This window comes from Arcobacter aquimarinus (genome assembly GCF_013177635.1).
In the GTDB taxonomy this organism is placed as follows: Bacteria; Campylobacterota; Campylobacteria; order Campylobacterales; family Arcobacteraceae; genus Aliarcobacter; species Aliarcobacter aquimarinus.
On sequence record NZ_CP030944.1, the window covers coordinates 972,722 to 998,107 of the forward strand.

Annotated in this window: 29 protein-coding genes; 19 read left to right on the top strand and 10 right to left on the bottom strand. The window is 28.9% G+C overall.

Annotated elements, in window-relative coordinates:
- Positions 1-5: 5 nt before the first annotated feature.
- The 3 genes from AAQM_RS04765 to AAQM_RS04775 are packed head-to-tail and all read right to left on the bottom strand — an operon-like array spanning position 6 to position 4,446.
- Positions 6-2,333, bottom strand: a complete 2,328-nt coding sequence (locus tag AAQM_RS04765; protein ID WP_129094637.1) for an HD domain-containing phosphohydrolase — start codon at positions 2,331-2,333, stop codon at positions 6-8.
- A 56-nt stretch (positions 2,334-2,389) separates the two neighbouring features.
- A complete protein-coding gene (locus AAQM_RS04770; protein WP_171920659.1) occupies positions 2,390-3,277 on the bottom strand; it encodes a cation diffusion facilitator family transporter in 888 nt (295 codons plus the stop codon).
- Complete coding sequence (locus AAQM_RS04775; protein ID WP_129094639.1) at positions 3,277-4,446, bottom strand: pyridoxal phosphate-dependent aminotransferase; 1,170 nt, start codon at positions 4,444-4,446, stop codon at positions 3,277-3,279. Before AAQM_RS04775 ends, AAQM_RS04770 begins: the two co-directional genes overlap by 1 nt.
- A gap of 82 nt (positions 4,447-4,528) precedes the next feature.
- Between AAQM_RS04775 and AAQM_RS04780 the strand changes: the two genes are divergently transcribed.
- Entirely contained in the window at positions 4,529-5,122 is a 594-nt protein-coding gene (locus AAQM_RS04780) for a M48 family metallopeptidase (RefSeq protein ID WP_129094640.1), read from the top strand.
- Here AAQM_RS04780 and AAQM_RS04785 read toward each other — a convergent pair.
- The gene (locus tag AAQM_RS04785; RefSeq protein ID WP_228254500.1) at positions 5,106-5,450 is read right to left on the bottom strand and encodes a DUF721 domain-containing protein; all 345 of its coding nucleotides are present in this window, start codon (positions 5,448-5,450) and stop codon (positions 5,106-5,108) included. The two genes, AAQM_RS04780 and AAQM_RS04785, sit on opposite strands and share 17 nt — an antisense overlap.
- Positions 5,451-5,492: 42 nt before the next feature.
- Here AAQM_RS04785 and AAQM_RS04790 point away from each other — a divergent pair, with 42 nt between their 5' ends.
- From AAQM_RS04790 to AAQM_RS04805, 4 genes are all read left to right on the top strand, one after another.
- Entirely contained in the window at positions 5,493-5,639 is a 147-nt protein-coding gene (locus AAQM_RS04790) for a hypothetical protein (RefSeq protein ID WP_164967033.1), read from the top strand.
- On the top strand, positions 5,636-7,090 hold the full coding sequence (locus tag AAQM_RS04795; RefSeq protein WP_129094642.1) for an L-aspartate oxidase: 1,455 nt from the start codon (positions 5,636-5,638) through the stop codon (positions 7,088-7,090). Before AAQM_RS04790 ends, AAQM_RS04795 begins: the two co-directional genes overlap by 4 nt.
- Before the next feature lie 122 nt (positions 7,091-7,212).
- Positions 7,213-8,748: a glutamine-hydrolyzing GMP synthase gene (gene guaA / locus AAQM_RS04800; RefSeq protein ID WP_129094643.1), complete on the top strand. Its 1,536-nt coding sequence runs from the start codon at positions 7,213-7,215 to the stop codon at positions 8,746-8,748.
- A gap of 172 nt (positions 8,749-8,920) precedes the next feature.
- Positions 8,921-9,235 carry an HNH endonuclease gene (locus AAQM_RS04805; protein WP_129094644.1) on the top strand — a complete coding sequence of 105 codons (315 nt, stop codon included), beginning with the start codon at positions 8,921-8,923 and terminating at the stop codon, positions 9,233-9,235.
- A gap of 71 nt (positions 9,236-9,306) precedes the next feature.
- Here AAQM_RS04805 and AAQM_RS04810 read toward each other — a convergent pair whose 3' ends face one another.
- Positions 9,307-9,642, bottom strand: a complete 336-nt coding sequence (locus AAQM_RS04810) for a type II toxin-antitoxin system PemK/MazF family toxin (protein ID WP_129094645.1) — start codon at positions 9,640-9,642, stop codon at positions 9,307-9,309.
- Complete coding sequence (locus tag AAQM_RS04815; protein WP_129094646.1) at positions 9,636-9,881, bottom strand: AbrB/MazE/SpoVT family DNA-binding domain-containing protein; 246 nt, start codon at positions 9,879-9,881, stop codon at positions 9,636-9,638. The genes AAQM_RS04810 and AAQM_RS04815 overlap by 7 nt, the downstream gene beginning before the upstream one ends.
- A 129-nt stretch (positions 9,882-10,010) precedes the next feature.
- Between AAQM_RS04815 and AAQM_RS04820 the strand changes: the two genes are divergently transcribed.
- Positions 10,011-10,472 (top strand): hypothetical protein, encoded by a 462-nt coding sequence (locus tag AAQM_RS04820; protein WP_129094647.1) that lies wholly within the window; start codon positions 10,011-10,013, stop codon positions 10,470-10,472.
- 218 nt (positions 10,473-10,690) lie between these two features.
- On the opposite strand, the gene leuB is transcribed toward AAQM_RS04820, so the two are convergent.
- The 4 genes from leuB to AAQM_RS04840 form a co-directional block, all read right to left on the bottom strand.
- Positions 10,691-11,758 carry a 3-isopropylmalate dehydrogenase gene (gene leuB, locus AAQM_RS04825; protein ID WP_171920660.1) on the bottom strand — a complete coding sequence of 356 codons (1,068 nt, stop codon included), beginning with the start codon at positions 11,756-11,758 and terminating at the stop codon, positions 10,691-10,693.
- 77 nt (positions 11,759-11,835) lie between these two features.
- Entirely contained in the window at positions 11,836-12,630 is a 795-nt protein-coding gene (locus AAQM_RS04830; protein WP_129094768.1) for an SDR family NAD(P)-dependent oxidoreductase, read from the bottom strand.
- A 69-nt stretch (positions 12,631-12,699) separates the two neighbouring features.
- The gene (locus AAQM_RS04835) at positions 12,700-13,458 is read right to left on the bottom strand and encodes a response regulator (RefSeq protein ID WP_129094769.1); all 759 of its coding nucleotides are present in this window, start codon (positions 13,456-13,458) and stop codon (positions 12,700-12,702) included.
- Positions 13,458-14,756: a sensor histidine kinase gene (locus AAQM_RS04840; protein WP_129094770.1), complete on the bottom strand. Its 1,299-nt coding sequence runs from the start codon at positions 14,754-14,756 to the stop codon at positions 13,458-13,460. Before AAQM_RS04840 ends, AAQM_RS04835 begins: the two co-directional genes overlap by 1 nt.
- Before the next feature lie 136 nt (positions 14,757-14,892).
- Here AAQM_RS04840 and AAQM_RS04845 point away from each other — a divergent pair, with 136 nt between their 5' ends.
- The 13 genes from AAQM_RS04845 (at position 14,893) to AAQM_RS04905 (ending at position 25,385) form a co-directional block, all read left to right on the top strand.
- Positions 14,893-15,126, top strand: a complete 234-nt coding sequence (locus AAQM_RS04845) for a phenol hydroxylase subunit (RefSeq protein WP_129094771.1) — start codon at positions 14,893-14,895, stop codon at positions 15,124-15,126.
- 15 nt (positions 15,127-15,141) lie between these two features.
- Positions 15,142-16,134, top strand: a complete 993-nt coding sequence (locus AAQM_RS04850; RefSeq protein WP_129011628.1) for a ferritin family protein — start codon at positions 15,142-15,144, stop codon at positions 16,132-16,134.
- A gap of 19 nt (positions 16,135-16,153) precedes the next feature.
- On the top strand, positions 16,154-16,429 hold the full coding sequence (locus tag AAQM_RS04855; RefSeq protein ID WP_129094772.1) for an MmoB/DmpM family protein: 276 nt from the start codon (positions 16,154-16,156) through the stop codon (positions 16,427-16,429).
- 31 nt (positions 16,430-16,460) lie between these two features.
- The gene (locus tag AAQM_RS04860) at positions 16,461-17,975 is read left to right on the top strand and encodes a ferritin family protein (protein WP_129011630.1); all 1,515 of its coding nucleotides are present in this window, start codon (positions 16,461-16,463) and stop codon (positions 17,973-17,975) included.
- A 12-nt stretch (positions 17,976-17,987) separates the two neighbouring features.
- Positions 17,988-18,347, top strand: coding sequence for a phenol hydroxylase subunit P4 (locus tag AAQM_RS04865; protein ID WP_129094773.1), 360 nt, complete (start codon positions 17,988-17,990; stop codon positions 18,345-18,347).
- The gene (locus AAQM_RS04870) at positions 18,348-19,406 is read left to right on the top strand and encodes an NADH:ubiquinone reductase (Na(+)-transporting) subunit F (RefSeq protein WP_129094774.1); all 1,059 of its coding nucleotides are present in this window, start codon (positions 18,348-18,350) and stop codon (positions 19,404-19,406) included. It begins immediately after the preceding gene.
- Between the two features lie 48 nt (positions 19,407-19,454).
- Positions 19,455-20,261: a sulfite exporter TauE/SafE family protein gene (locus AAQM_RS04875; protein WP_129094775.1), complete on the top strand. Its 807-nt coding sequence runs from the start codon at positions 19,455-19,457 to the stop codon at positions 20,259-20,261.
- 267 nt (positions 20,262-20,528) lie between these two features.
- A complete protein-coding gene (locus AAQM_RS04880) occupies positions 20,529-20,837 on the top strand; it encodes a 2Fe-2S iron-sulfur cluster-binding protein (RefSeq protein WP_129014494.1) in 309 nt (102 codons plus the stop codon).
- Positions 20,838-20,857: 20 nt separating this feature from the next.
- Positions 20,858-21,802 carry a catechol 2,3-dioxygenase gene (locus tag AAQM_RS04885; RefSeq protein ID WP_129094776.1) on the top strand — a complete coding sequence of 315 codons (945 nt, stop codon included), beginning with the start codon at positions 20,858-20,860 and terminating at the stop codon, positions 21,800-21,802.
- Position 21,803: 1 nt separating this feature from the next.
- On the top strand, positions 21,804-22,229 hold the full coding sequence (locus AAQM_RS04890; protein ID WP_129094777.1) for a GlcG/HbpS family heme-binding protein: 426 nt from the start codon (positions 21,804-21,806) through the stop codon (positions 22,227-22,229).
- Positions 22,229-23,686, top strand: coding sequence for a 2-hydroxymuconic semialdehyde dehydrogenase (locus AAQM_RS04895; protein WP_129094778.1), 1,458 nt, complete (start codon positions 22,229-22,231; stop codon positions 23,684-23,686). The genes AAQM_RS04890 and AAQM_RS04895 overlap by 1 nt, the downstream gene beginning before the upstream one ends.
- A gap of 9 nt (positions 23,687-23,695) precedes the next feature.
- Positions 23,696-24,490, top strand: coding sequence for a fumarylacetoacetate hydrolase family protein (locus AAQM_RS04900; RefSeq protein ID WP_275406534.1), 795 nt, complete (start codon positions 23,696-23,698; stop codon positions 24,488-24,490).
- 10 nt (positions 24,491-24,500) lie between these two features.
- Positions 24,501-25,385, top strand: coding sequence for an acetaldehyde dehydrogenase (acetylating) (locus AAQM_RS04905; protein WP_129094779.1), 885 nt, complete (start codon positions 24,501-24,503; stop codon positions 25,383-25,385).
- Position 25,386 lies beyond the last annotated feature (1 nt).

Here is a 25,386-nt window from a genome sequence, read left to right on the forward strand (position 1 = left end):
CTTTTTTATAAATCTAATTGATAATCTTTTAATTCTTCTTTTGAGTACTTTTTGAAAATGTCATGGTTAAAGAAAAAATCAACTAAATTCTTATCTAATTCTCCTCTTTTTGTCATTGTTGTTAAAATATTTTCAACAGTTGATAATTTCATAGCTTCTTTATATGGTCTTGTTGAAGCTGTTAAAGCTTCAAAAATATCAGCTAAAATCATAATTCTATCTTCTAAACTGATTTGTGAATCACTTAAACCTCTTGGATAACCTAAACCATTTAGTTTTTCATGGTGATTACAAGCAATATTTAATACATCTTTATATTTTTTTGGAAAAGGTAATTCTGAAATCATATCAAGAGATAATTGGGCATGATTTTTTATGATATCAATTTCTTCTTTTGTAAGAGTTCCTTTTTTAATCGATAAATTATATAGTTCATCTTGAGTTAATAAAGGAAGTGATTCACCATTTTTAACATAAGTTTGTTTAGAAATATTTTCAAGTTTTTCTATATCTTCATCAAGCATAAACTCTCCTCCAAGATTTGTTTTTTTGATAAAATCTATATTTTCATTCAGCTGTTTTATACTATTTTCAAACTCATCTTTACTAATAAGTTGTTTTAAATACTCTATCTCTTTATCTTTTTTTATTAATTCAAATCTTTGTTCTACTAGATGAATTCTGTCAAATATTTTTTCTAATTTAGTTGCTTTATCTATTACATGTTCTGGCATTGAAATTTTCCCAATATCATGCATCCATGCAGCAAGAGCTATTTGTTTATAATCATTTTGAGTATATTTTACATCTTTATAAATTGTTTCATCATCATTTATCGCTTTTGCTAAAAGCAAAGCTATTTTTTCAACTTTTGCTATATGGTCTTTTGTGTAAGGAGATTTTGCATCAATAGCTTTTGCAATAGTTGCTACAAACGCATTTATAAAGTCTTCTAAACTATTTATTAAATACATATTTGTAAGAGCCATTGCAGCTTGTGAAGCTAAAGAGATTATTATCTTTTCATCAAATTTATCAAAACTTACAATCTCTTGATTTTTTATTTTGTTTATTAGTTGTAAAACTCCTATAACTTCGTTTTCATGATTTATAAGTGGTATTACAAGCATTGATTTTGAACGATAAGAGGTTTTTTTATCGAACTGTTTTGTTCCTTCAAATTTATATTTTGTTGTTTTATAAACATCTGAAATATTTATTATTCTTTTTTCATTAGCACAAACTACTGCAACCATTTTATTGTTTAGTGAACCATCTTCCAAAAAAATTGGTAAGTCATTCCAATTGAGTTTTTCTTTAGTTCCACCCATAAAAATATTTAAACTATCATTTTGAACAACTTTGAATTGTAAAGTTTTTTCATCTTTTGATTTTATATATAAAGTTCCAGCATCAGCATTTGTTAATTTTCTTGTTAGATTTAAAATATTTTCAAGTAGTTTTTCTTTATTGTGTTCTGAAGAAAATGCTAGATTTATTTTCATAATCTCTTCAAATTTACTTTCACTTAAAAGAGTATTTTCAATATTTCCTGTATCAATATGAATAACATCTCCTTCTTTTAAAATCTTTCCTTTATAGTTTAGAAGTTTATGTTTTTTTATATCTTTTAGCAATTCTTTTTCATAATTTGGCTTTAAATGATAGAAAAATATAGAGATATCTTTTCTTTTTAGATTTTTTAACTCTTTTGCTATCAAATTTGGAGTTAAATGTTTTGAAACTTTAGCTAACTCATCAAATTTATCAGGAAATGAACACTCAATAATTAGACACTTTATAGTTTTGTTATTGTTTATCTCTTCCCAAATAATTGGATTTAGATAGGTATCTCCACTTATTATAAAACTTTGATGATTTTTTGTAATTACAAAACCACATGAACCAGCTATATGATTTGCTTCTATTGGTTTTATCTGATATTCTCCAATACTTATAATCTCATTTAATTTTATTTTTTTCAAAATTAATGAGTTTTCATTGCTATTTAAAAGTTTTATTTTTGTAAAGTCAGGCCAAATTACGTTATTAAAAGAGTAGGTTTTTAATACTTCAATAGTCTCTTCAAGTGCATATATCGTAAGTGGAGTTTTTCTTTCTTCAAAAAAAGTTTCAATTATAAAAGGTAAATCAGTTATATGGTCAGCATGGGAATGGGTTAAAAAAATATGATTGATATCTTTTGCTTCATTTCCTAAAGAGTTTAAAACATTTCCCGCATCAATTATAATATCTTTGAATATTTGAAAAGAAGTTGTATTTTGATTTTTTGCTTTACTTCCACTAGCACCTAAAATCTTTATAAAATTCATAAAAAAGCCTTTTGTTATATAATTTGATTATTATAACAAGAATAGCTTATTTATGATTAATGATTTAAATCATTAATTTTAAAATCATCGTATGGATCCATATGAATATTTATAATCCAATCTCTTTTATTGTCCAGTTTTTTTATCTTATTTTCTATTGAATCACTTGCTTTATGTGCTTCCATAAGTGTAATAATACAATCAAATACTAAGTGTACTTCTACAAATGTTTGATGACCTGCTTCTCTTGTTTTTAATAAATGGTAAGTATTTACTCTTTTATTATCTTTTATTATTTCTTTTATTTTTGAAACAATCTCTTCATCCACAGCTCTATCAAGTAAAACTAATACTCCATCACGAATAAGTTCATAAGCTGAATATATGATATATAAAGCAATTCCCCCACCAACGAAAACATCAATTATTTCATAACCTGTAAAACTTACAAGTAATAATGAACTTAATACTGCTAAATTACTAAAAACATCTGTTTTATAGTGAAGTGCATCAGCTTTTATAACCATAGAGTTTGTTTTCTTAGCAATATTGTTTAAATAAGCAACTAAAGAAATAGTTATAACTAAAGAGATAATCATTACATAAATAGAGATATCAAGATATTTTGAAACTTCACCATTTATCGCTTTATTTACTGCTTCATAAAGTAAATAAAGCCCTGAAATAGTAATAATAGTTCCTTCAATAACTGAAGCTAAAGCTTCAATCTTTCCTCTTCCGTAATTAAAGGTTTTATCAGCTGGTTTTTCAGAATTTGAAATAGCAAAGTAGTTAAAAATAGACACAAACATATCTAAAATAGAGTCAATAGCTGATGCTAAAACAGCTACTGAACCACTTGCTATTCCAATTACAAGTTTAATGAGTGTAAGTACCGCTGCAACACTAGAAGAAACAACGGTAGCTTTTTTTTGAAGAGTCATTATTTATTTTCTACAAACTCTTTTATTCTTTTGATTCCCTCTTGAATTGTTGCTAAATCAGTAGCAAAAGAGAATCTTACATAACCTTCAGTTCCAAAAGCAAGTCCTGGAACTAAAGCAACACCTTTTTGCTCTAATAACTCAGCGCAGAATTTCATAGAGTCATTTGTAACTTCTTGAATGTTGATAAATAGATAAAATGCACCATCAGGATCTATACTTGATAAACCTTTAATATCATTAAATGCTGCAACAGCGTAATTTTTTCTTTTTTCAAATTCAACTCTCATCATCTCAATAGTTTCATCAGCATCACCTTCAAGTGCAGGAATTGCTGCATATTGAGTCATTGTGTTGATATTTGAAGTAACTTGACCTTGAAGTTTAGTTAAAGCTTTTGCAAGTGCTGCATCACAAGTTGCAATATATCCAAATCTCCATCCAGTCATAGCAACAGCTTTACTTAATCCATTGATAGTTACAGTTCTTTTATACATATCTTCAGATACTTGTGCAGCAGCTGTAAATTTTTTACCGTTGTACATAATTTTTTCATACATTTCATCTGAGAATACGATAATATCTGTACCTTTTAAAACTTCACCTAAAGCTAAAAGTTCTTCTCTTGAATAAACTGAACCTGTTGGATTAGAAGGAGTATTTAATAATAAAATTTTTGTTTTTGGTGTAATTGCTGCTTTTAACTGCTCTGGCGTAATTTTGAATTCAGTTGAATCATTTGTTTCAATAAATACAGGAACTCCACCTGAATATTTAACTTGTTCTGGATATGTTACCCAGTAAGGTGCTGGGATAATTACTTCATCTCCATCTTCAACAAGAACTTGGAATAAGTTAAATAATGAGTGTTTTGCACCATTGCTAATTACGATACCATCAAGTTTATATTCTAAACCGTGGTCTTTTTTTAATTTGTTAATAATTGCTTGCTTGGTAGCGATAATACCTTCTACTGCTGTATATTTTGTTTGACCTTCATTAATAGCCTTTATAGCCGCTTCTTTAACGATTACAGGAGTGTCAAAGTCAGGCTCACCTGCACTAAAACTTAGTATATCTTTACCTTGAGCTTTAAGCTCTCTTGCTAGGGCAGTGATTGCCATAGTAACCGATGGAGACAAATTCTCCATTCTGTTTGCAATTTTCATTAGCATTTCCCTCAATAAAATTATCATTATATTTTTGATATAATAGTGCAGGATTTTACCTAAAAAATACTTAAGGAAAAGTTTGAGTTTTCAAATAGAAATCGAAGAAAAAATCATAACAGTAGAATTAAAAAATAGAAAGAATATAAAACATTGTTATTTGCGTATTTTAAAAGAGAATTTGATAGAAATAAAAGCAAATAGATATTTTACTCTTTATGATGCAAAAAAATTGATTGAAAAAAAGTCTGAATGGATAAAATCTTCGATAAAAAAATTATCAAAAAATAGCCTGAATGAAGATGAATTTTTATATTTGGGTGAAATTAAAAAATTAGAAGATTTTAATATAAAAAATTTAGATATTTTTTATAAAAAAGAGATTCAAAAAATATTACCTTCAAAAGTAGAAGAATTATCAAAAAAAATGCAACTTTTCCCAACTTCTATAAGTTTTAGAAAAAACAAAAGAACTTGGGGTTCTTGTAACTATAAAAATGGTTTAAATTTTAATATTTTACTTATGAAATTTCCTATTGAAGTAATGGAATATGTGATAATTCATGAGTTAGCTCATATAAAACATAAAAATCACTCAAAAGATTTTTGGAATTTAGTTGAAGTTTATTGCCCAAATTATAAAGAAGTAGAGAAAAGATTTAAGAATTCTTTATAATTTCTCTTATTTTTTCAAATTTTTTAAAAATTTTTTCATCTTTCGCTTTATTTTCAAATATTCCATAAGAACGTTCAATATATAAAGGTTTTTCCTCTTTTTTTTCCTCTTTTTTCTCTATTACGTTAGTTACAAAAAAAGCTATATCTTCAACATTTGCTATCTTGAAATTTTTTAATAATGATTTTATATCTGCTTTGTTATACTCAAACTCCATTTTATAAACAGGATGGGTTAATACAAAATAGAGGGTTTGGTTTTTTACATACCCAAATTTTACGCCTTTTTTTAATTTCAAAGGAAGAGCATCAATAAACTTTATTATCAAAAATGAAGTGTTGATCTTTCTAAATTCAGGATTATTTTTAAGATGACTAAGTATTTCATTAATTTTTTTCATGGGCTAATTATAGCAGGTTTTATATTATCATTTAGTGGTTGTGGATACAAAGCAGATCCAGTTTATGTTCCATCAAAATCTTCAGTTGAAGAAAGTAATCAAAAAGTTCAAGAATGAAAGTTTATGATTATGTAATAATTGGAACAGGAATTGCAGGACTTAATGCAGCAAGATTGATTCCAAAAGATAAAAGAGTTTTAATTCTTTGTAAAATGTCAACTTGGAATTGTAACACTTTTTGGGCACAAGGTGGAATAGCAAGTGCTGTTGATGAAAATGATATTCCTTTACACATAAAAGATACTTTAGAAGCAGGTGTTAATTACAATGATATTGAAGCAGTTGAACTTCTAAGTAAAAAATCAATTTCTACTATAAAAAATCTTATTGATTCTGGAATGAAATTTGATTTAAATGAAGAGGGAAAATTAGCTTATACAAAAGAAGCAGCACATAGTAGAAATAGGATTTTACACGCAGATGGTGATGCAACTGGAAGAATGATGCATATCTTTTTACTCGAAAATTGTATTCACGAGATTGTAACTCAAGCTGTGGTTTGTGATTTACTGATAAAAGATGATATTTGCTATGGTGTTCAGTATTTTACAAGTGAAACAGAGCAAAAAGTAGCTTATGCTCATAATACAATTATTGCAAGTGGTGGTGTTGGTTCTATTTATAGATATCATACTAATTCAACAGCAAATGCAGGAGAAGTTCAAGGAATAATTGCAGAAAAAAAACTTCCTTTAAAAGATATGGAAATGATGCAATTTCATCCAACAGTTGTACGAGGAACATCATTTGCTAGAAAACCATTATTGAGTGAAGCTTTAAGGGGTGAGGGTGCTTATATAGTGGATGAAAATGGTTATAGATTTTTATTTGATTATCACAAAGATGGTGAATTAGCTCCAAGAGATGTTGTTAGTAGGTCTATTTTTGATTACAATAAAAAAACTTCTTTAGGTGTTTATTTATCTTTTAGTACATTTGAAAAAAATGCTTTTAGGAAGAGATTTCCAAATATTTATGCAAATTTAAAAGAGTTAGGTTATGACCTTCCTTTTGAAAGAGTTCCTATTAGTCCTGCTTTTCACTACTCTATGGGTGGAGTAGAAACAACTTTAGATGCAAAAGTAAAAGGAATGAAAAATCTTTATGCAATAGGTGAAGTAGCTTGTACAGGTGTTCATGGTGCAAATAGATTAGCTTCTAACTCTTTACTTGAAGGTTTGGTTTTTTCTCAAATTGCTGTAGAAAAATCACTAGAAGAGAATTTTAAAATAGATTTTAAAGAGTATGATAAACCAATTATTGATTACATTAGAAATAAAGAGATAGATAAAGATTTAAAAGATAGTTTAAGAGAAATTATGTGGACTTATGCATCAATTGTAAGAGAGTTAAAAACTTTAGAAGAATCATTAAAAACAATAGAAGAGTATTTAAAAAAAGATGTTGGAAGACTACTTTATTTAAGACTTTTAACTGCAAAATCAATTTTAACAGCAGCATTAAATAGAAAAAAATCTTTAGGTGCTCACTATATAAAAGAAGATTAAAAATAGGATTAAAGGGATTTTATTTTCTCTTTAACCCATTTTTTACAACAATTTAGATAAAATTTTAGATTAAAATTTGTAATATTTAAGCGCTACAGTGCAAAATATGAAGGAAACAATATATGAAACATGTACCAATCGTAGTACTAGATTTTGGTAGTCAATATACTCAAATCATTGCTAGAAAATTAAGAGAAGCAGGAGTTTATTCTGAAATAGTTCCGTATAGTGAATCTATTGAAGATATTATGGCAAGAACGCCAAAGGGTATTATTTTATCAGGTGGACCTGCGTCTGTTTATTCTGATGATGCGTATCACCCTGATACTACAATTTTTGAATTAGGTTTACCAATTTTAGGTATTTGTTACGGAATGCAGTTAATTTCTCAACATTTTGGTGGAAGTGTAATTCCTGCAAATCATCATGAATATGGAAAAGCTAAACTTAAATTTGAAGTTGAAAATCCAATCTTTAAAGATACACAAGATGGTCAAATCGTTTGGATGAGTCATGGTGATAGAGTTGAAAATATTCCTTCTGGATTTGAGAAAATTGCTACAAGTGAAAACTCTCCATTTGCAGCTATTGCAAATACTGATAGAAATATCTATGCATTCCAATTTCACCCAGAAGTTTATCACTCAGTTGAGGGAAGCAAATTATTAAAAAACTTTGCAAAACATATTTGTGGTTGTGATTCTACTTGGAATATGGGTTCATTTGCTAAAGAGCAAATCAAAAGAATTCAAGAGCAAGTTGGAAATAAAAAAGTTCTTTGTGGAGTTTCAGGAGGAGTTGATTCTTCTGTTGTAGCAACACTTTTAGCTGAAGCAATTGGTGAAAATGTAATTCCAGTATTTGTTGATAATGGATTATTAAGAGCAAATGAGAGAGAACAAGTTGAATCAATGTTCAAAGCAAGAGGTGTAAAATTAATCACTGTTGATGCAAGTGAAGAGTTTTTAACTAAATTAGCAGGTGTTACAGACCCTGAAACAAAAAGAAAAATCATTGGTGAAACATTTATCGAAGTATTTGATAAAGAAGCAAAAAAACACCAAGGTATTGAGTTTTTAGCACAAGGTACACTTTATACAGACGTTATTGAATCAGTTTCTGTAAAAGGTCCTAGTAAAACTATAAAATCTCACCACAATGTTGGTGGATTACCTGATTGGATGAAATTTGAATTAGTTGAGCCTTTAAGAGAAATCTTTAAAGATGAAGTTAGAGCTTTAGGATTAGAACTTGGACTTCCTTCATCAATGATAGGAAGACATCCATTCCCTGGACCTGGACTTGCTATTAGAATCATGGGAGATGTAAATAAACCTGATTTAGAGTTATTAAGAAAAGCTGATACTATCATGTTAGATGTGTTACATGCAACTGGATATTATGACAAAACTTGGCAAGCATTTACAGTATTATTAAATGTAAAATCTGTTGGAGTTATGGGTGATAACAGAACTTATGACAATACTGTTTGTGTTAGAATCGTAGAAGCAACAGATGGTATGACTGCAACATTTGCACATATTCCACATGATATTTTAGAAACTATCTCTAGAAGAATCATCAACGAAGTTGATGGAATCAATAGAGTAGTTTATGATATAAGCTCAAAACCACCAGCAACTATTGAGTGGGAATAATTTCTAACAATTTTCACGCATCTTTCACCAAAGTTTGGCTCGATGTACTTGTAGTACACCTTCGCCAAACTTTGGCAAAATCTACATAAAACTTTTTAGAAATTTCAAGTAAGAATTTTTTCCTTAAAAGAATCAAAAATCTACGGTTTTATTATATTATGGAGAAACTTTAATGGCAAATAATTGGAATATCCCTTCTTCTTTAGAACAAGAAATTAGACAAAGAGATAAAGTTTGTGTTTATTGCGGTGTAGAATTTACTTCTGTAAAAGTTTCTAAAAAAACTACTGCTAGTTGGGAACATATAATCAATGATGCTAAAATTATAACAAGAGAAAATATAGCTTTATGTTGTTGTGCTTGTAATGCAAGTAAAGGGCAAAAAAAACTCTCTATTTGGCTTCAATCAAAATATTGTAAAGATAAAAATATCACTCCTGAAAATGTAGCCCAAGTTATAAAAGATGCTATAAAAAATGGGCAATAAAGAAGCATAAAAATTTTGTATATCAGCTAAAACTTTGATATATTCAAATTTTTTAAATTAAAATAGTTTTACTAAAAAATTATACTCTTAGTAATCCCCAAAACCTGATTTAGTGTATTTTCATCTACTTTTTCAACAAACTTTACTTTTCTAGCATTAAAATCTATTGATTTGATTTGTTCTGTCATTATAAAACCTTTGAGATTTTTGGCTTCTAGTTTTACATGAAAAGGGAAGTTTCTATCTGTATTAGTAATGGGGCAAGCTATGGCTAAACCTAGTGCTTTATTGAAAACTTCATTACTTATAATAAGTGCTGGTCTTCGTCCTTTCTGTTCATGTCCTGATGATGGGTCAAAAGATAGTATTACTAAATCACCTTTTTTGGGAATATAGTTTTTTACCATTCTTCTTTACCTACGATTGTATCGAACTTTTCTCTTGCTTTATAGTCAGTTGGTATTTTTGAAACTAGTTCATTTAAATCATAGTTTAAAATCTCTTTTTTTATTGGTTCTATGATTACTTTTCCATCTAACATAGTAATATTAACATTATCTCCTATTTGAAGATGTAAACTATCCATAATATCTTTTGGCATTCTAAGACCTTGAGAATTTCCCCATTTTGAAATTTTAGCAGTCATTTTAACTCCTTTATGTATATCCTAAGTATATCTTTTTTAATATAATATCTCTCTTTTATTTATTTTAAAATCACTTTTTTAACCACATATTTGTTAAGATTATCTCTTTTAAATTTATAGGAATTAAATATGCAAGAAACTGAACTAAAAGCCTTTATAAAAGAAAACTCATCTTTGATTTACGAGTATATCAACGCTGAAATACTAAAAGATATCGGAGTGATGTCTTCTTCATTTTTTGAAAGGCTTATTTATGAATATTTTAGTAAAGAAGAAAAAAGAGTTTGTACAGATAATTTAACTGCTGATACTTTTGGATATTATCTTATAACAGAAATTCTAGGGGAATCTAGACAAGCCTTTCCATTTTTTAGAAAAGATACTTTATGTTTGGATAATATTTTCAAAGAGGCAAAGGTTTATTTTAATCATGTTAAATTTACCATAGAAAGTGATACTTTTAATATCTATTTAGTTCAAACAAAAGCAGGTGTTTCATCACTTGATGAAGAAATTATTAAATATTCAAAACAATTTCCTATTAAAACATCAGGTATAAAAGAGTTTATAGTTAATTATTCATTTAAATAAATATTAGATAATTCTGATTATTTGAAATAGATAATCAAAAATAAAAAAGGATAAACTTTGATAGAGAAAATAAAAGAGAGTAAAATAGCACAAATTTTAATATTAAAAGTATTGACAATTATAGCTGTTGCAGGAAATATATATTTTTCATAAAATTTTATTTTTATGAGATTAAAGTAGATTTTCTAATCTTGCTGAATAAAACATATAGAAAAAAATCATTTTTCTATATATTCTGCGATAATATTACCCATATCAGAAGTATTTAAAACTTCTTTAGCATCAAACGCAGCTAAATCTTTTGTTCTATATCCATCTTTTAACACTGCTTTTATTGCTTCTTCTATCATATCTGCTGCTTTATCTTCATTTAAAGAGTATCTTAGCATCATTGCTGCGCTTACTATTGTTGCCAATGGATTTGCTATCCCCATTCCTGCTATATCTGGTGCACTTCCATGTATTGGTTCATATATTGCTGTTTTATCTCCTGTTGATGCACTTGGAAGTAATCCAATTGAACCTACTACCATTGATGCTGTATCTGAAAGAATATCTCCAAAAATATTTCCTGTTACTATAACATCAAATTGTTTTGGATTTCTTACAAGTTGCATTGCTGCGTTATCTACATACATATGTGTTAATTCAACATCTGGGTAATCTTTAGCTAATTCATTCATAGTATCTCTCCAAAGTTGAGAAACTTCTAAAACATTTGCTTTATCAACTGAGCAAACTCTTTTATCTCTTTTTCTTGCAAGTTCAAATGCTGTTTTACCAATTCTTACAATTTCTGGTTTTGTATAAACCATTGTATTAAATGCTTTAAATCCATCATTTTCTCTTGGTTTTCCAAAATAGATTCCACCAATTAATTCTCTTACAATCATAATATCAACACCTTTAATTACTTCAGGTTTTAAAGTAGAGGCATTTACTAATTCATCATAAATAATTGCAGGTCTTAAGTTTGCGTATACACCCATTTCTTCTCTAAATTTTAATAATCCAGTTTCAGGTCTTAATTCTCTAGGAAGTGTATCCCATTTTTCTCCACCAATTGCACCAAATAAACAAGCATCAGAATTTAAAACACCTTCAACTGTTTCAGCAGGAAGTGGAACACCTGTAGTATCAATAGCAATACCACCCATTAAATACTCTTTATAAGATAAAGAGAAATCACATTTTTTTGCAACTGCGTTTAATACTTTTATTGCTTCATCTACGATTTCTGGACCTATCCCATCACCTTTGATTATTGATATTTTATAGTTTTTCATTAGTTAGTTTCCTTTATTTTTATTTGATTAGGTATAAAATAGATATCATATATAAAATTAATAAGATAAATAAATATCTAAAATGCAGATTGAACGACTCCACCATCTACCCTTAAAATTGCGCCGTTAGTTGCACTAGATAAGCTACTTGCTGTATAGACAATCATATTTGCATCTTCTTCAACTTCTGCAAATCTTTGAATTAAAGAAGTAGGACGGATATTTTTAAAAAACTCTTTTTCTATCTCTTTAAAACTTTGATTATTTTGTTTAGCAAAATCTTCCATAAATTGAACAACACCTTCAGATTTACTAGGACCTACAATAATTGCATTTGAAGTTACGTTTGTTCCACGTGTTAGTTCAGCAATTCCTCTTGAAACAGAGATTTGAGCAGTTTTTGTCATACCATAATGAATCATCTCTTTTGGTATTTGGATAGCAGATTCACTAGAAATAAAGATTATTCTTCCCCAGTTTTGTTCAATCATTCTTGATAAATAGTGTTGAGCAAGTCTTACTCCACTCATTACATTTACATTAAACATATGAAGCCACTCTTCTTCTGTGATATCTTTAAACTCTTTATGTTCAAAAATTCCTAAATTATTTATTAAAATATCAATATGTCTAACTTGAGAAATTAATTTATTACAACCTTCGTTATCTTTTAAATCAGCTGTTATACCTATTATTTTTACATTGTTAAATTGCGCTTTTAATTTCATAACAGCACTATTAACTTTATTTTCATTTCTTCCATTGATTATTACATTAACACCTTCTTCACAAAGTTTTTTGGCTGTTGCAAAACCAATACCTTGTGTAGAACCTGTTATTAATGCTATTTTATTTGCAATTTTTAAATCCATAAAAATCCTTCTAATTTTCTTTATTTTAGAAGAAATTAATCGTAAATTAATCGCGATAATAGTTATAAATTAAAAAAGTTCTATTTTATAACCTGTATTGTTTTGATTACTTATTAAATCTTTATGAACTTTATTTCTAAGTCTAAATAAAACTGATCTAAATGCAGCATAACCAGCTGGTTCATCTTGCCAAATTGCATATTCTAGTTGTTCTTGAGATACATTATGTCCTGGACTTTCACAAAGATATTTTATAATTTTTAACTCTTTTGTGGTAAGTTTAACAGGTTCATCTCCATAATATAAAATCTCTTTTTCTTTGTCATATAAATAACCATACTTTAATTGAATAGTTCTTGATTTTTGTTCATTGTTTAATTCTAATTGATGAATCAAGGTTTTGTTTACATTTTCAATAGCATTTAGTTTTAGATTTTTTTCATTATCCTCTTTTGCTTTACTAAGAGCAATTTCTATTGCAGCTTGAAGATTTGATTTTTTGTAGGGTTTTAAAATATACCCATAAGCAAAAGTTTCTGAAGCTTTTTTTATTGTTGCAATTTCAGAGTTTGCAGTTAAAAAAACTACAGGAATTTGAGGCATAGATACTTTAAGTTCTTTAGCAAGTTCAATTCCTGTTGTAGGACCTTTTAGATAAATATCCATTAAAATTAAATCAGGAATTACTCCACTTTCTAATATTCTCATTGTTTTACATTTATTAGGAGCTACTCCACAAGGTTCATATCCTAAATCAATTAAAGTCTCTTTTAAATTAAGAGCAATTATTGATTCATCTTCTACTATTAAAATTTTGATTTTAGCCATTACTCTTCCTCATCTTTTGAAAATATAATATTACACTCTAAACCATTATTATTTTTAAATTCAATAGTTGCATCTAATTGATCTTCTACTATTGAGTGAATTAGTTGCATTCCTATAGATTCACTTTTATATAAACAATTTATGTCTTTTAAACCTTCACCGTTATCTCTAATTTTTACATAAATTTTATCATTCATTTTTTTTATATGAATACATAATAGATTATCTCTATCCTCTTTAAAAGCATACTTTAAAGCATTTACACAAAGTTCATGTAAAACCATACCAATTTGAATACATCTATTTGTTGAAAAAATCAACTTATCTATATGTAAATCAACTTTTAAATTAGTATTTTGAGAAATATATAACTCTTTTATATCTTGAACTAATCTTTTTATATAATCTTGTAAATTTATATATGCTAGATTTTCTCCTAAATATAAAAATTCATGAACTAAAGCCATTGTATTGATTCTACTTTTACTCTGTTTTAGTATGTATTTTACTTCATCATCTTCAGCACGTCTAAGTTGCATTGCTAGTAAAGAAGAGATAATTTCCATATTATTTTTAACTCTATGATGTATCTCTTTTAATAAAATCTCTTTTTCATCTAAAGATTTTTGAAGTTCTAAATTTATGTTTTTTATTTTCTTATTTATCTCATATCTTTGTGTTATATCTCTACCAAAAGCACAAATATATTCTTGCCCACCATAAAAAAAACTATGTCCTGAAACTTCAACAGGGAAAGTTTCGCCATTTTTTCTTCTTTGAGTAGTTTCAAGTATCCAATTTGGAGTATTTTTTATTTTACTCATAACTTCAATAGCTGTTTGCCTATTAAATGTTGCATCCATTACTTCAAGATATTTACCGAGTAATTCATCTTTTTCATAGCCTAACATTTTACAAGCTGCATCATTTATATAAACAATTTTGGCTTCAATAGTAAACCAATAAATTCCATCAACAGAGTTATTTAAAGCGAATTCATAAGGAATAAGTCTTTCTTTATCTTTGTCTTTTAATTCTTTATAAGATTTATCTATTCTTGAAATGACTTTTTGCATATGATTTAAAATAAAAAATAAAATTAAAACACTAAATATTAAAAAAAGAAACAAAAAATTCAATGTAGAACCTGAATTTTCACTTGTTTGTCCATAAGTAAAATAAATATTCAAAAATCTATCAAGAAAAATTATACCTATAACTCCCATTATCAAATAAAAAATGGAAAATTTTGCAGGTATATTTTTATTATTGAAAAAGTGCTTTTTCATTGAACTCATATAGCATCCTTTTATATTTTGAAGTATTTTATCAAATTTTATTTTTTTTATGATTTTTTGCGAATAATTTGCGATTTTATTTACATAGTATTCTCTTGTTCTAAAGATTGAATGAGTAATTTAATTAGGAGGTTTTATGTATGAACTTATGCCAAATGAAAAAAAATTTGTACAAATCATTAACATAAAAGAGGGTGGATTTGTAGAATTTAATTTTGCAGTAGGTGAAGCAGTTATGAATGTTGAGTTACTTTTACCATACAGAGCTTTTATTGAGTTTTGTCAAAATAATAGAGTTTCATTTTTTACTAAAGAGCAAGAAAATGAACTATTGATTGATAATAAAAATTGGAAATATGGATTAAATTAAGTTTAAGGAAGAAATATGGAATTAAATATCGCAAGTATTGAAATAGAACCAAAAAGACATACTTTTGGGCATGTTGCAAAAAGATTAGGTGAAGATAGACCTGCTTCAAGATATGAAGAAGCTATGTATGATGCACAACCAACAGAAAATTTTCATTACAGACCTCAATGGGAACCAGAATTTGAAATCTATGATAAGAATAGAACAAAAATCAAAATGAATGATTGGTATGATTTGTTGGATCCTAGAAAGTTTCACTATATGTCTTATGTATCAACAAGAGCTTCTCAAAATGCAGCAAATGAGCAAAGTTTTGAATTTGTTGAAAAAAGAGGTTTAGTTAATTTTATCAAAAAAGATAATTTGAAAAAAGTTTTTGATTTCTTAACACCTTTAAGACATTATGAGTATGGTGCTAATATGAATAATCTAGCAATTGTAGATAGAGTTTATGGAACAGCTATGATGAGTGCTTGTCTATTTCAAGCAGAAGATAGATTAGGTATGGCTCAACATATTACAAAAATAATTTTATTACTTTGTGATAATGATGTCTCAAAACTAGATGCTGGAAAAGATGCTTGGTTAAACTGCCCTAATTGGCAAGGTTTAAGAAAGGCAGTTGAAGATTCTTTTGTTGAGAAAGATCCTATTAGATTGTTTATAAAGCAAAACTTAGTATTTGATGGATTTGTTATTCCCTTGATGATAAATGAATTCTCAAAAGAGATGGCAAAAAATGAAGAAATGACTATTTCAATGTTGACTGAATTTATTGTTTCTTGGTTTGAAGAAACTATTAAGTGGATTGATAGTGTTGTAAAAGTTATGGCAAATGAATCAAATGAAAATAAAGAGTTATTAACTTCTTGGATTAAAGAGGATATAGAAATAATGGAAAATACAATGGAAACTTTAGTGTCTTTTTCGAATAATCCAAAAGAATTGATATCAACTGCGAAATTTGATTTAGTACAAAGATTAGATAAATGTGGAATAAGTTTATAAATTAAAAAAAGGTGAATATATGTCAGCGAGTATAGCATTATTATGTCTTCAAGCAACGGAAGATGGTAGAACTATTGCAGAAGCAATAAAAGAAGACAATGAAGGAGTAGTAATTACAAATAAACCAGCAATGATTCAAATTGAACGAGCTGAAAAAATTACTGTGAAAGCATCAACTGTAAGTGAGAAATTGGGACGAAGTTGGGATCCTGAAGAGTTACAATTAGTGCTTATTTCTTTAGGTGGTCAAATAGAAGAAACAGATGATGAATTTGTTGTGTACTGGAATAATTAATAAATAATTTACATAGATAAAGGAAAATATTATGAGTGTAGAGCCTAGAAAAAAAAGATTAAATAAAAAAGACGCATATAAATATATGACAAGACTTGGTTGGAATCCAACTTATCAAAAAGAAGAAGATGTTTTTCCTTTTTTAGAAATGGAAGGATTAAAAATCCATGATTGGGAAGCTTGGGAAGATCCATTTAGAATGACTATGGATTCTTATTGGAAATTACAAGCTGAAAAAGATAAAAAACTTTATTCAATTATTGATGCATTTGCACAAAACAATGCACAAAAAAATATTTCTGATGCTAGATATGTAAATGCATTAAAACTATTTTTAACAGGTGTAACACCACTTGAATATAAAGTTGTTCAAGGTTTTTCTCACGCAGCACGTGCTTTTAGAGGCGAAGGTGCTTCAATTGCTTGTCAAATGCAAGCTATTGATGAGTTAAGACATTTCCAAACTCAAGTTCATACTATGAGTCATTATAATAAATATTTTGATGGTTTTCATGATTATAGCACTATGCATGATAGAATTTGGTATTTATCTGTTCCAAAATCATTTGGTGATGATGCAAGTACAGCTGGTCCTTTTGAGTATTTAACAGCTATCTCATTCTCTTTTGAGTTTGTTTTAACAAGTCTGTTATTTGTGCCATTTATGAGTGGAGCTGCATATAATGGAGATATGGCAACTGTTACATTTGGGTTCTCTGCTCAAAGTGATGAATCAAGACATATGACACTTGGACTTTCTGCTATTAAATTTATGTTAGAACAAGATGCTCAAAATGTACCAATTGTTCAAAAATGGATGGATAAATGGTTATGGAGAGGTTATAGAATGTTAGGTCTTGTAGCAATGATGATGGATTATATGTTACCTAACTCTCCAACTTCATGGGGTGAAGCAGTTGAGTTATATATCGAACAAAACTGTATGGCACTTTATAAAGATTTAGAAAAATATGGAATTAAAGTTCCAGAAAAATTAATTAATACAATTGTTGCAGAAAAAGGACATTTATCTCATCAAGTATGGAATATTTTTTATAATCATACAAATGCAGCGGCTTTCCATACTTGGATGCCAGATGAGAATAAAATGAATTGGTTAAGTGAAAAATATCCAGATACTTTTGATAAATATTATAGACCAATGTTTGAAAGATATATAGAATTAGAGAAAAAAGGTGAAAGATTTTATTCAGAAGTTTTACCTTTAGTTTGTCAAACTTGTCAAATTCCATTAGGATTTACAGATATTGAAGGTGGAAATCCTCACGTTTATACACATAAAACTTCAGAGTTTAATGGAGAGATTTTCCATACTTGTTCAGATGGTTGTAAAGAGATATTTGATGCACAGCCTGAAAAATATATTCAAGCTTGGTTACCTCCTCATCAAATTTTCCAAGGAAACTGTGGAGGAGCAACTATCCCAGAAGTTTTAAAATGGTATAAAATAGAACATGGTGTTGATAATATGGATTATGTAGGTTCACCTGATGAAGCTATGTGGAATAAATTAAAAAATAAATAATAAGGAGAAAAAATGGCAACTCAATCAATTGGAGAATATCCAATCATAATGAAAGATAGTTTAGATAAATTTCATGGAAATCAATTAGTATTTATTTATTGGTATGGACATAGAGTTGTTTGCTCTCCTAGAGCATTTCCTCTTCCTCCTGATATGCCTTTTGGTGCATTAGTATCAGATATTATTCCATTATGTTATAAAGTTGAACCTGATTTTAAAGATTTAGATTTTGATAAAACAGAAGTTATTTGGGAAATAGATGGAAAAGTAGTAGTTCCTGATTTTTCTAAAAGTTTAAAAGAAAATGGTGTTGGACATAAATCATTTATTACTTTTATAACACCAAGTTTAACAGGAAAAGTAGGAGCATAAATGGCTTGTAAATTAGAGATAGAACCAACAGGTGATATAGTAGAAGTTCAAGAAGGACAAACCCTTCTTGATGCTGCTTTAAGACAAGGTGTTTATCTTCCTCATGCTTGTAATCATGGACTTTGTGGAACTTGTAAAGTAGAAGTTTTAGAAGGTGAGGTTGATTTAGGTGATGCTTCATATTTTGCTTTAATGGAGAGTGAGAGAGAAGATGGATATTGTTTAGCTTGTACAGCAACAGTAGTTGATGATGTTGTGATTGAAGCAGATATTGATGTGGACGTAGATGCTCGAAATATACCTATAAAAGATATTTGGGGAACAGTTATAAAAAGAGAGATGTTAACTCCAAGAATTTTAGGACTTTGGATTGAACTTGATGAAGAATTGGATTTTCAAGCAGGACAATATATAAATTATCATGTTCCAGGATTTGATGAACCAAGAGCATTTTCACTAGCAAATCAACCAAGTACTGGAAAAATAATAGAGTTAAATATTGGGCTTATTCCAGATGGTGAAGCAACTCCTTGGATTCATCAAAATGTAAAAGTTGGTGATAGAAGAAAAATAACAGGACCTTTTGGAAGATTTTTTGTAAAAAGAAGTGCAAATAAACCAATGATATTTTTTGCAGGTGGTTCTGGACTTTCAAGTCCAAAATCTATGATTTTAGATGAGTTAGAAAATGGATGTACTTTACCAATTACACTTTTTCATGGAGCAAGAAATGAAGAAGAGTTATATTATGCAGATATGTTCAGAGATTTAGAAAAGAAATATGATAATTTTAAGTATATTCCTGTTTTATCAAATAATGAAAATCCTGCATGGAGCGGTGAAGTAGGTTTTACAAATGATGTAGCTAAAAAACTTTATAACAATCAATTTGCAGGAAATAAAGCATATTTATGTGGACCTCCTATGATGAGTGAAGCTTGTATTACAGCACTTATGCAAGGAAGATTATTTGAAAAAGAGATACACACTGAGAAATTTTTCTCAAAAGCTGACTTGTATAGTGATAAAATAAAAAGTCCACTTTTTAAATCTATCTAAAAAGATACAACTTTATGGTTGTATCTTTTTTTATTTTAAAGGATTATCATGTTAGATATTCAAACAATTATTTATTTTTTAGCTTTAGGTTCATTTGTTGGGGTAGTTTCAGGACTTTTTGGAATAGGTGGTGGTGGAATTATAGTTCCAGTATTAACAGCTATGTTTTTAGTAAATAATACAATAGATGAAAATAGCGTTGTTCATTTAGCTTTAGGAACTTCAATGGCTATTATAATTATTACTTCAATTTCAAGTATTAAAGCTCAACAAAAGAAAAAAGCAATAGTTTGGGATGTTGTTAAAATGATGCTTCCAGGTATTATTATAGGAACTTTTCTAGCTACATTTATAGCTTCAAAATTAGACTCATTTTATTTATCTATAATTTTTGCTTGTTTTATGTTTTATTCTGCAATTATGATGTTTACAGGGAAAAAGCCAAAACCAGAAAATAAGATTTTTACAGCAAAAACACATATCTTTTCAGGTGGAGCTATTGGGGCTTTATCTTCTCTTGTTTCTATTGGTGGAGGAATAATGAGTGTTCCTTATTTATTGATTCAAAATATAGATATCAAAAAAGCAATTGCAACATCTTCAGCTATTGGTTTACCAATAGCTGTTTGTGGAACTTTAGGTTATATAATAAACGGTTGGAGTCATACTTCAATGGAAACTTATACTTTAGGTTTTGTTTCAATTCCTGCACTTATTTGCGTTGCAAGTGCAAGTTATTTAACAGCTCCAATTGGGGTTATGTTAGTTCATAAAATAAATGTGGACTTGATGAAAAAATTATTCTCTTTAATACCTTTAATTCTTAGTATAAAAATGATTTACTCGTTGATATGAAGTTATTTCTTCATATCGACAAAAAAACTCCTTTGATTTTATTCTCTTCGTATTTTTATACTCTACTTTTATAAATAAAACCAACGGAATTATCGAGCTTATAGAACTTCTAAAAGAAAAAAACAAAAAAATTTAGAAAAAGAGATAATCGCGATTTTTATGCGAATTATTTAAAGTATAGTTCACATAGTTAAAAGGCAACTTTTACTTTTAATGAAAGGTATAGACGTTTTGTTTATATTTTAAATTCAAAAAAAAAGGATATTTGTGAAACATAATATCTTAGTTAAAAACAAAGAAAAACAAAGAGCTTGTACTCAAGATAAACATCTTATGGCTTCTTTATCTACTTGTACTGATTTGGTTCCAAGAGGGTGTCATAATGGTGCATGTGGTGTTTGTAAAATATTGGTTCATAGTGGTGATTTTGAAAAACTAAAAATGAATCGAAAACATATAACAGAAGAGGAAGAGAGTTCAAATATAGTTTTAGCTTGTAGAACTTTTCCAAAAAGTGATATGGAAATAGAGTTTATAGGAAAACCAAAATCAGAGCTTTATACGCTTGGAAATTAATTTATAACAAAGGAATTAAAATGGGAATTATGAGAATTGGACACGTAGATCTTAATGTGTTAAATATTGAAGAATCAAGAAATTATTATGTAAACATAATGGGTTTAACAGTTACAAGAGAAGATGCAGATGGTACATTATATTTAAAATGCTGGGATGAGTGGGATAAATATAGTCTTATTTTAAGACCAAGTGAAGAAGCAACATTTAATAGAATAGCTTATAAAGTTAGAAATGATTCAGATTTAGATGAATTAAAAATCAAAATAGAAAATTATGGAATCTCAACACAATTATTAGAAGCAGGAGTAGTAGCTGATTGTGGAAGAAGTTTATCTTTTAAACTACCAAGTGGACATGATTTTATTTTATATGCTCATAAAGAGTTTATAGGAAAAGATACAGGTGATACAAATCCAGCTCCTTGGCCATTTGAAGGTAAAGGAATAAAAGCACATTGGATTGATCACGCTTTAATGATGTGTCAAGGTCCTGAATCAGTTATGGAAGTTACTAAATTCTTTATTGATGTTTTTGATTTTACATTAACAGAGCAAGTTTGTGTAGGTCCAGAAGGTTCTTTACAAGCAGCAACTTGGTTAGCTTGTTCTTCAACTCCACATGATATTGCATTTGTGGCAGGTCCTGAAGTTGGTATGCATCATTTTGCCTTTTTCTTAGATGGATGGAATGATATTTTAAGAGCAGCTGATGTTATGGCAATGCATGATGTAAAAATTGATGTAACTCCACAAAGACATGGAATTACAAGAGGCGAAACTATTTATTTCTTTGACCCATCAGGACATAGACTTGAAACATTTGCAGGACTTGGTTATTTAGCTCAACCAGATATGCCTGTTATTACATGGACTGAAGATGAGTTATGGAGAGGAATTTTCTATCATACAGGTGTTGAAAATGGAGCATTTACAACAGCTTATACTTTACATGCGTATAGATAATATGAGTACAACAGTAATACAAAAATCAATATCAAGACAGGCTTCAATGGAAGCTTGTCTTTTTGCAATTGAAAAAGCAGAAGAGTTAAATATTTCTATAAACGTAAGTGTTGTGGATAATAAAGGCTTAGAAATGGCTTTTTTACGAATGGAAGAATCATTTATTCATTCAATAGATATTGCAAAAGATAAGGCTTTTACAAGTGCTAGTTTTGGATTTCCTACAGCTCAATGGACAGAAATTTTTAAACAAATGCCACATTTAGAGCAAGGATTTTCAAACAGAAATAGACTTATTCCTTTTGGTGGAGGATTGCCTATTTTTGAAGATGGTGTAAAAGTTGGGGCTATTGGTGTTTCAGGCGGAACGGAAGAGGAAGATATTATATGTGCAAAATATGCAATTGAAAAAATAGGATTAAAATAATGAAAAAAGTACAACACTATATTAATGGACAATTTTTAGATTCAAAATGTGGAGAGTTTTTTGACAATATAAACCCAATGACAGGACAACTTTTATCAAAAGTTGCTTTAGGAAGAGAAGATGAGGTAAATGCAGCAGTTGCTGCTGCACGTGCAGCACTTAGTGGTGAATGGGGACAAATGAAGTTAAATGACAGAATTGCTTTAATGTATGAAATTGCAAATGAAATTGATAGAAGATTTGATGATTTCTTAGAAGCAGAGTGTTTAGATACAGGTAAGCCTTATAACATTGCAAGACATATTGATATTCCAAGAGGAGCAGCTAACTTCAAAGTATTTGCAGATACTATGAAATCTCATGCTGAAGAAGCTTATCAAGCAGATACTCCAGATGGTAGAAAAATGTTTAATTATTCTATTAGAAAACCAAAAGGTGTTATTGGTGTTATTTCTCCTTGGAATTTACCACTGTTACTTATGACTTGGAAAGTGGGTCCAGCGATGGCTTGTGGAAATACAGTTGTTGTTAAACCATCTCAAGTTACACCAACTACGACTTCATTACTTGGAGAAGTTATGTCTAAAGTTGGAGTGCCAGCAGGGGCATATAACGTAGTTCAAGGAAAAGGTAGCATTACTGGAAATTTATTAACAGCTCACAAAGATATTGATGCAATAACATTTACAGGTGAAACAAAAACAGGTGAGATGATTATGCAAGCTTGTTCAAAAGGTGTAAGAGATGTATCTTTAGAGCTTGGTGGTAAAAATCCAGCTATTATTTTTGCTGATTGTGATATGGAAAAAGCAATTGCTGAAACATATAGATCAGTATTTGCAAACTCAGGACAAGTTTGTTTAGGAACTGAAAGAGTTTATGTACAAAGACCAATTTTTGATGAATTTGTTTCAAAACTAAAAGAAAGAGCAAGCAAAATTAAACTTGGTATTTACAATGATGAAACTGTAGATATGGGACCTGTTGTAAGTGCTGCTCATAGAGATAAAGTATTAGAGTTTTATGATATTGCTAAAAAAGAGGGTGCAAATATCATCCTTGGTGGAGGAGCTCCTAAAATGGAAGGTGAGTTAGCAAATGGATTCTTTGTTGAGCCTACTATTTGGACTGGACTTCCTGAAACTGCAACAGTTGTAAAAGAAGAAGTATTTGGACCTTGTTGTCATATTGCACCATTTGATACAGAAGAAGAAGTTATCAAAATGGCAAATGATACAAAATATGGATTAGCTTCAACAATTTTTACAGAAAATCTTGATAAAGCTCATAGAGTAGCAAGTCAAATTGATTCTGGAATAGTATGGATTAATTCATGGTTCTTAAGAGATTTAAGAACTGCTTTTGGTGGAATGAAAGGTTCAGGAATAGGAAGAGAGGGTGGACATCACTCTTTAGAATTCTATACAGAATTAAAAAATATTTGTATAAAAATGTAAGGCAAAAATATGGGAATGACTAATGAAAAAATAGAAAAATATGGAAATGAATTATACGAAGCATTAAAAGGAAACTATACAATTGAGCCTATTTCTAATAGAGAACCAGACTCAACTATAGAAGATGCGTATGCAATTCAATATCACTTTTTGAAAAGAAGAATGCAAGATGATAACTCTAAGATTATTGGTAAAAAAATTGGAGTTACTTCAAAAGTAGTTATGAATATGCTTGGAGTTCATCAACCTGATTTTGGATATCTTCTATCTGATATGATTTATTCAGATGGTGATGTAATTGATGTAACAAACAAAATGATTCAACCAAAAGCCGAAGGTGAGATAGCATTTGTTTTAAAAGAAGATATTCAAGGACCAGGAGTTACAGCTGCTGATGTTTTAAAAGCAACAAAATTTGTAATGCCTTGTTTTGAAATTGTTGATTCAAGAATTCAAGATTGGAAAATAAAAATTCAAGATACAGTAGCTGATAATGCTTCTTGTGGATATATAGTATTTGGTGGAAATGCAGTAGATCCTAGAGATGTAGATTTAACAACTTGTGGAATTACTTTAGAGTGTAATGGAGAGTTATTACATACAGGTGCAGGAGCTGCTGCTCTAGGAAGTCCTGTAAATGCTGTTGTTTGGCTTGCAAATAAATTGGGTGAATTTGGTGTTGGTCTAAAAGCTGGTGAAGTTATTCTTTCAGGTGCTTTATGTGCTATGGTAACAATAAAACCAGGTGATAATATGACTATAAACATTGGTGGAATTGGGTCTGCTTCTTGTAGATTTATATAAAGGATTGAAAATGAAAAAAATAAATTGCGCATTGATTGGTTCTGGAAATATTGGAACAGATTTAATGTATAAACTTAAAAGAAGTGATATTTTAAATCCTTTATGGATGGTAGGAATTGACCCTGATTCAGATGGATTAAAAAAAGCAAAAGAAGCAGGAATGAAAATTACTGCTGATGGTGTAGATGGATTACTTCCTTTTATCGAAGAAGATGGAGTAAAAATTGCCTTTGATGCAACATCTGCTTATGTTCATGGTGAAAATAACAGAAAATTAGCAGAGCTTGGAGTTAAAGTTATTGATTTAACACCAGCTGCTATTGGACCTTTTTGCGTACCTTCTGTGAATCTTGAAGAATTATTAGCTCAAAATACACAAAATGTAAATATGGTAACTTGTGGAGGACAAGCAACAATTCCTATGATTGCAGCTGTTTCAAAAGTTCAAGAGGTTGAGTATGCTGAGATTATTGCAACAGCAGCTTCAAAATCAGCAGGTCCTGGAACAAGAGCGAATATTGATGAATTTACAGAAACTACGAAGTTAGGAATTGAAGTAGTGGGTGGTGCGAAAAAAGGTAAAGCAATTATTATATTAAATCCAGCAGAACCGCCTTTGATGATGAGAGATACAATACATTGTTTAACTAAAGAAGAACCAAATCAAGAAGCAATAATCAAATCAGTAAATGAAATGGTAAAAACTATGCAAAAATTTATTCCAGGATATACACTTAAAAATGGTCCAGTTTTTGATGGGAAAAAGATTTCTATTTGGTTAGAAATAGAGGGATTAGGGGATTATTTACCTAAATATGCAGGTAATTTAGACATTATCACAGCAGCTGCTACAAATATAGCAGAACAAATGGCACAAAAGATAAAAGGAGCATAAA

Coding starts and splice junctions, on each gene's coding strand:
- AAQM_RS04765 (WP_129094637.1), bottom strand. CDS start 2,333: ATGAATTTTATAAAGATTTTAGGTGCTAGTGGAAGTAAAGCAAAAAAT.
- AAQM_RS04770 (WP_171920659.1), bottom strand. CDS start 3,277: ATGACTCTTCAAAAAAAAGCTACCGTTGTTTCTTCTAGTGTTGCAGCG.
- AAQM_RS04775 (WP_129094639.1), bottom strand. CDS start 4,446: ATGAAAATTGCAAACAGAATGGAGAATTTGTCTCCATCGGTTACTATG.
- AAQM_RS04790 (WP_164967033.1), top strand. CDS start 5,493: ATGACTAAGTATTTCATTAATTTTTTTCATGGGCTAATTATAGCAGGT.
- AAQM_RS04795 (WP_129094642.1), top strand. CDS start 5,636: ATGAAAGTTTATGATTATGTAATAATTGGAACAGGAATTGCAGGACTT.
- guaA (WP_129094643.1), top strand. CDS start 7,213: ATGAAACATGTACCAATCGTAGTACTAGATTTTGGTAGTCAATATACT.
- AAQM_RS04805 (WP_129094644.1), top strand. CDS start 8,921: ATGGCAAATAATTGGAATATCCCTTCTTCTTTAGAACAAGAAATTAGA.
- AAQM_RS04810 (WP_129094645.1), bottom strand. CDS start 9,642: ATGGTAAAAAACTATATTCCCAAAAAAGGTGATTTAGTAATACTATCT.
- AAQM_RS04815 (WP_129094646.1), bottom strand. CDS start 9,881: ATGACTGCTAAAATTTCAAAATGGGGAAATTCTCAAGGTCTTAGAATG.
- AAQM_RS04820 (WP_129094647.1), top strand. CDS start 10,011: ATGCAAGAAACTGAACTAAAAGCCTTTATAAAAGAAAACTCATCTTTG.
- leuB (WP_171920660.1), bottom strand. CDS start 11,758: ATGAAAAACTATAAAATATCAATAATCAAAGGTGATGGGATAGGTCCA.
- AAQM_RS04830 (WP_129094768.1), bottom strand. CDS start 12,630: ATGGATTTAAAAATTGCAAATAAAATAGCATTAATAACAGGTTCTACA.
- AAQM_RS04835 (WP_129094769.1), bottom strand. CDS start 13,458: ATGGCTAAAATCAAAATTTTAATAGTAGAAGATGAATCAATAATTGCT.
- AAQM_RS04840 (WP_129094770.1), bottom strand. CDS start 14,756: ATGAGTTCAATGAAAAAGCACTTTTTCAATAATAAAAATATACCTGCA.
- AAQM_RS04845 (WP_129094771.1), top strand. CDS start 14,893: ATGTATGAACTTATGCCAAATGAAAAAAAATTTGTACAAATCATTAAC.
- AAQM_RS04850 (WP_129011628.1), top strand. CDS start 15,142: ATGGAATTAAATATCGCAAGTATTGAAATAGAACCAAAAAGACATACT.
- AAQM_RS04855 (WP_129094772.1), top strand. CDS start 16,154: ATGTCAGCGAGTATAGCATTATTATGTCTTCAAGCAACGGAAGATGGT.
- AAQM_RS04860 (WP_129011630.1), top strand. CDS start 16,461: ATGAGTGTAGAGCCTAGAAAAAAAAGATTAAATAAAAAAGACGCATAT.
- AAQM_RS04865 (WP_129094773.1), top strand. CDS start 17,988: ATGGCAACTCAATCAATTGGAGAATATCCAATCATAATGAAAGATAGT.
- AAQM_RS04870 (WP_129094774.1), top strand. CDS start 18,348: ATGGCTTGTAAATTAGAGATAGAACCAACAGGTGATATAGTAGAAGTT.
- AAQM_RS04875 (WP_129094775.1), top strand. CDS start 19,455: ATGTTAGATATTCAAACAATTATTTATTTTTTAGCTTTAGGTTCATTT.
- AAQM_RS04885 (WP_129094776.1), top strand. CDS start 20,858: ATGGGAATTATGAGAATTGGACACGTAGATCTTAATGTGTTAAATATT.
- AAQM_RS04890 (WP_129094777.1), top strand. CDS start 21,804: ATGAGTACAACAGTAATACAAAAATCAATATCAAGACAGGCTTCAATG.
- AAQM_RS04895 (WP_129094778.1), top strand. CDS start 22,229: ATGAAAAAAGTACAACACTATATTAATGGACAATTTTTAGATTCAAAA.
- AAQM_RS04900 (WP_275406534.1), top strand. CDS start 23,696: ATGGGAATGACTAATGAAAAAATAGAAAAATATGGAAATGAATTATAC.
- AAQM_RS04905 (WP_129094779.1), top strand. CDS start 24,501: ATGAAAAAAATAAATTGCGCATTGATTGGTTCTGGAAATATTGGAACA.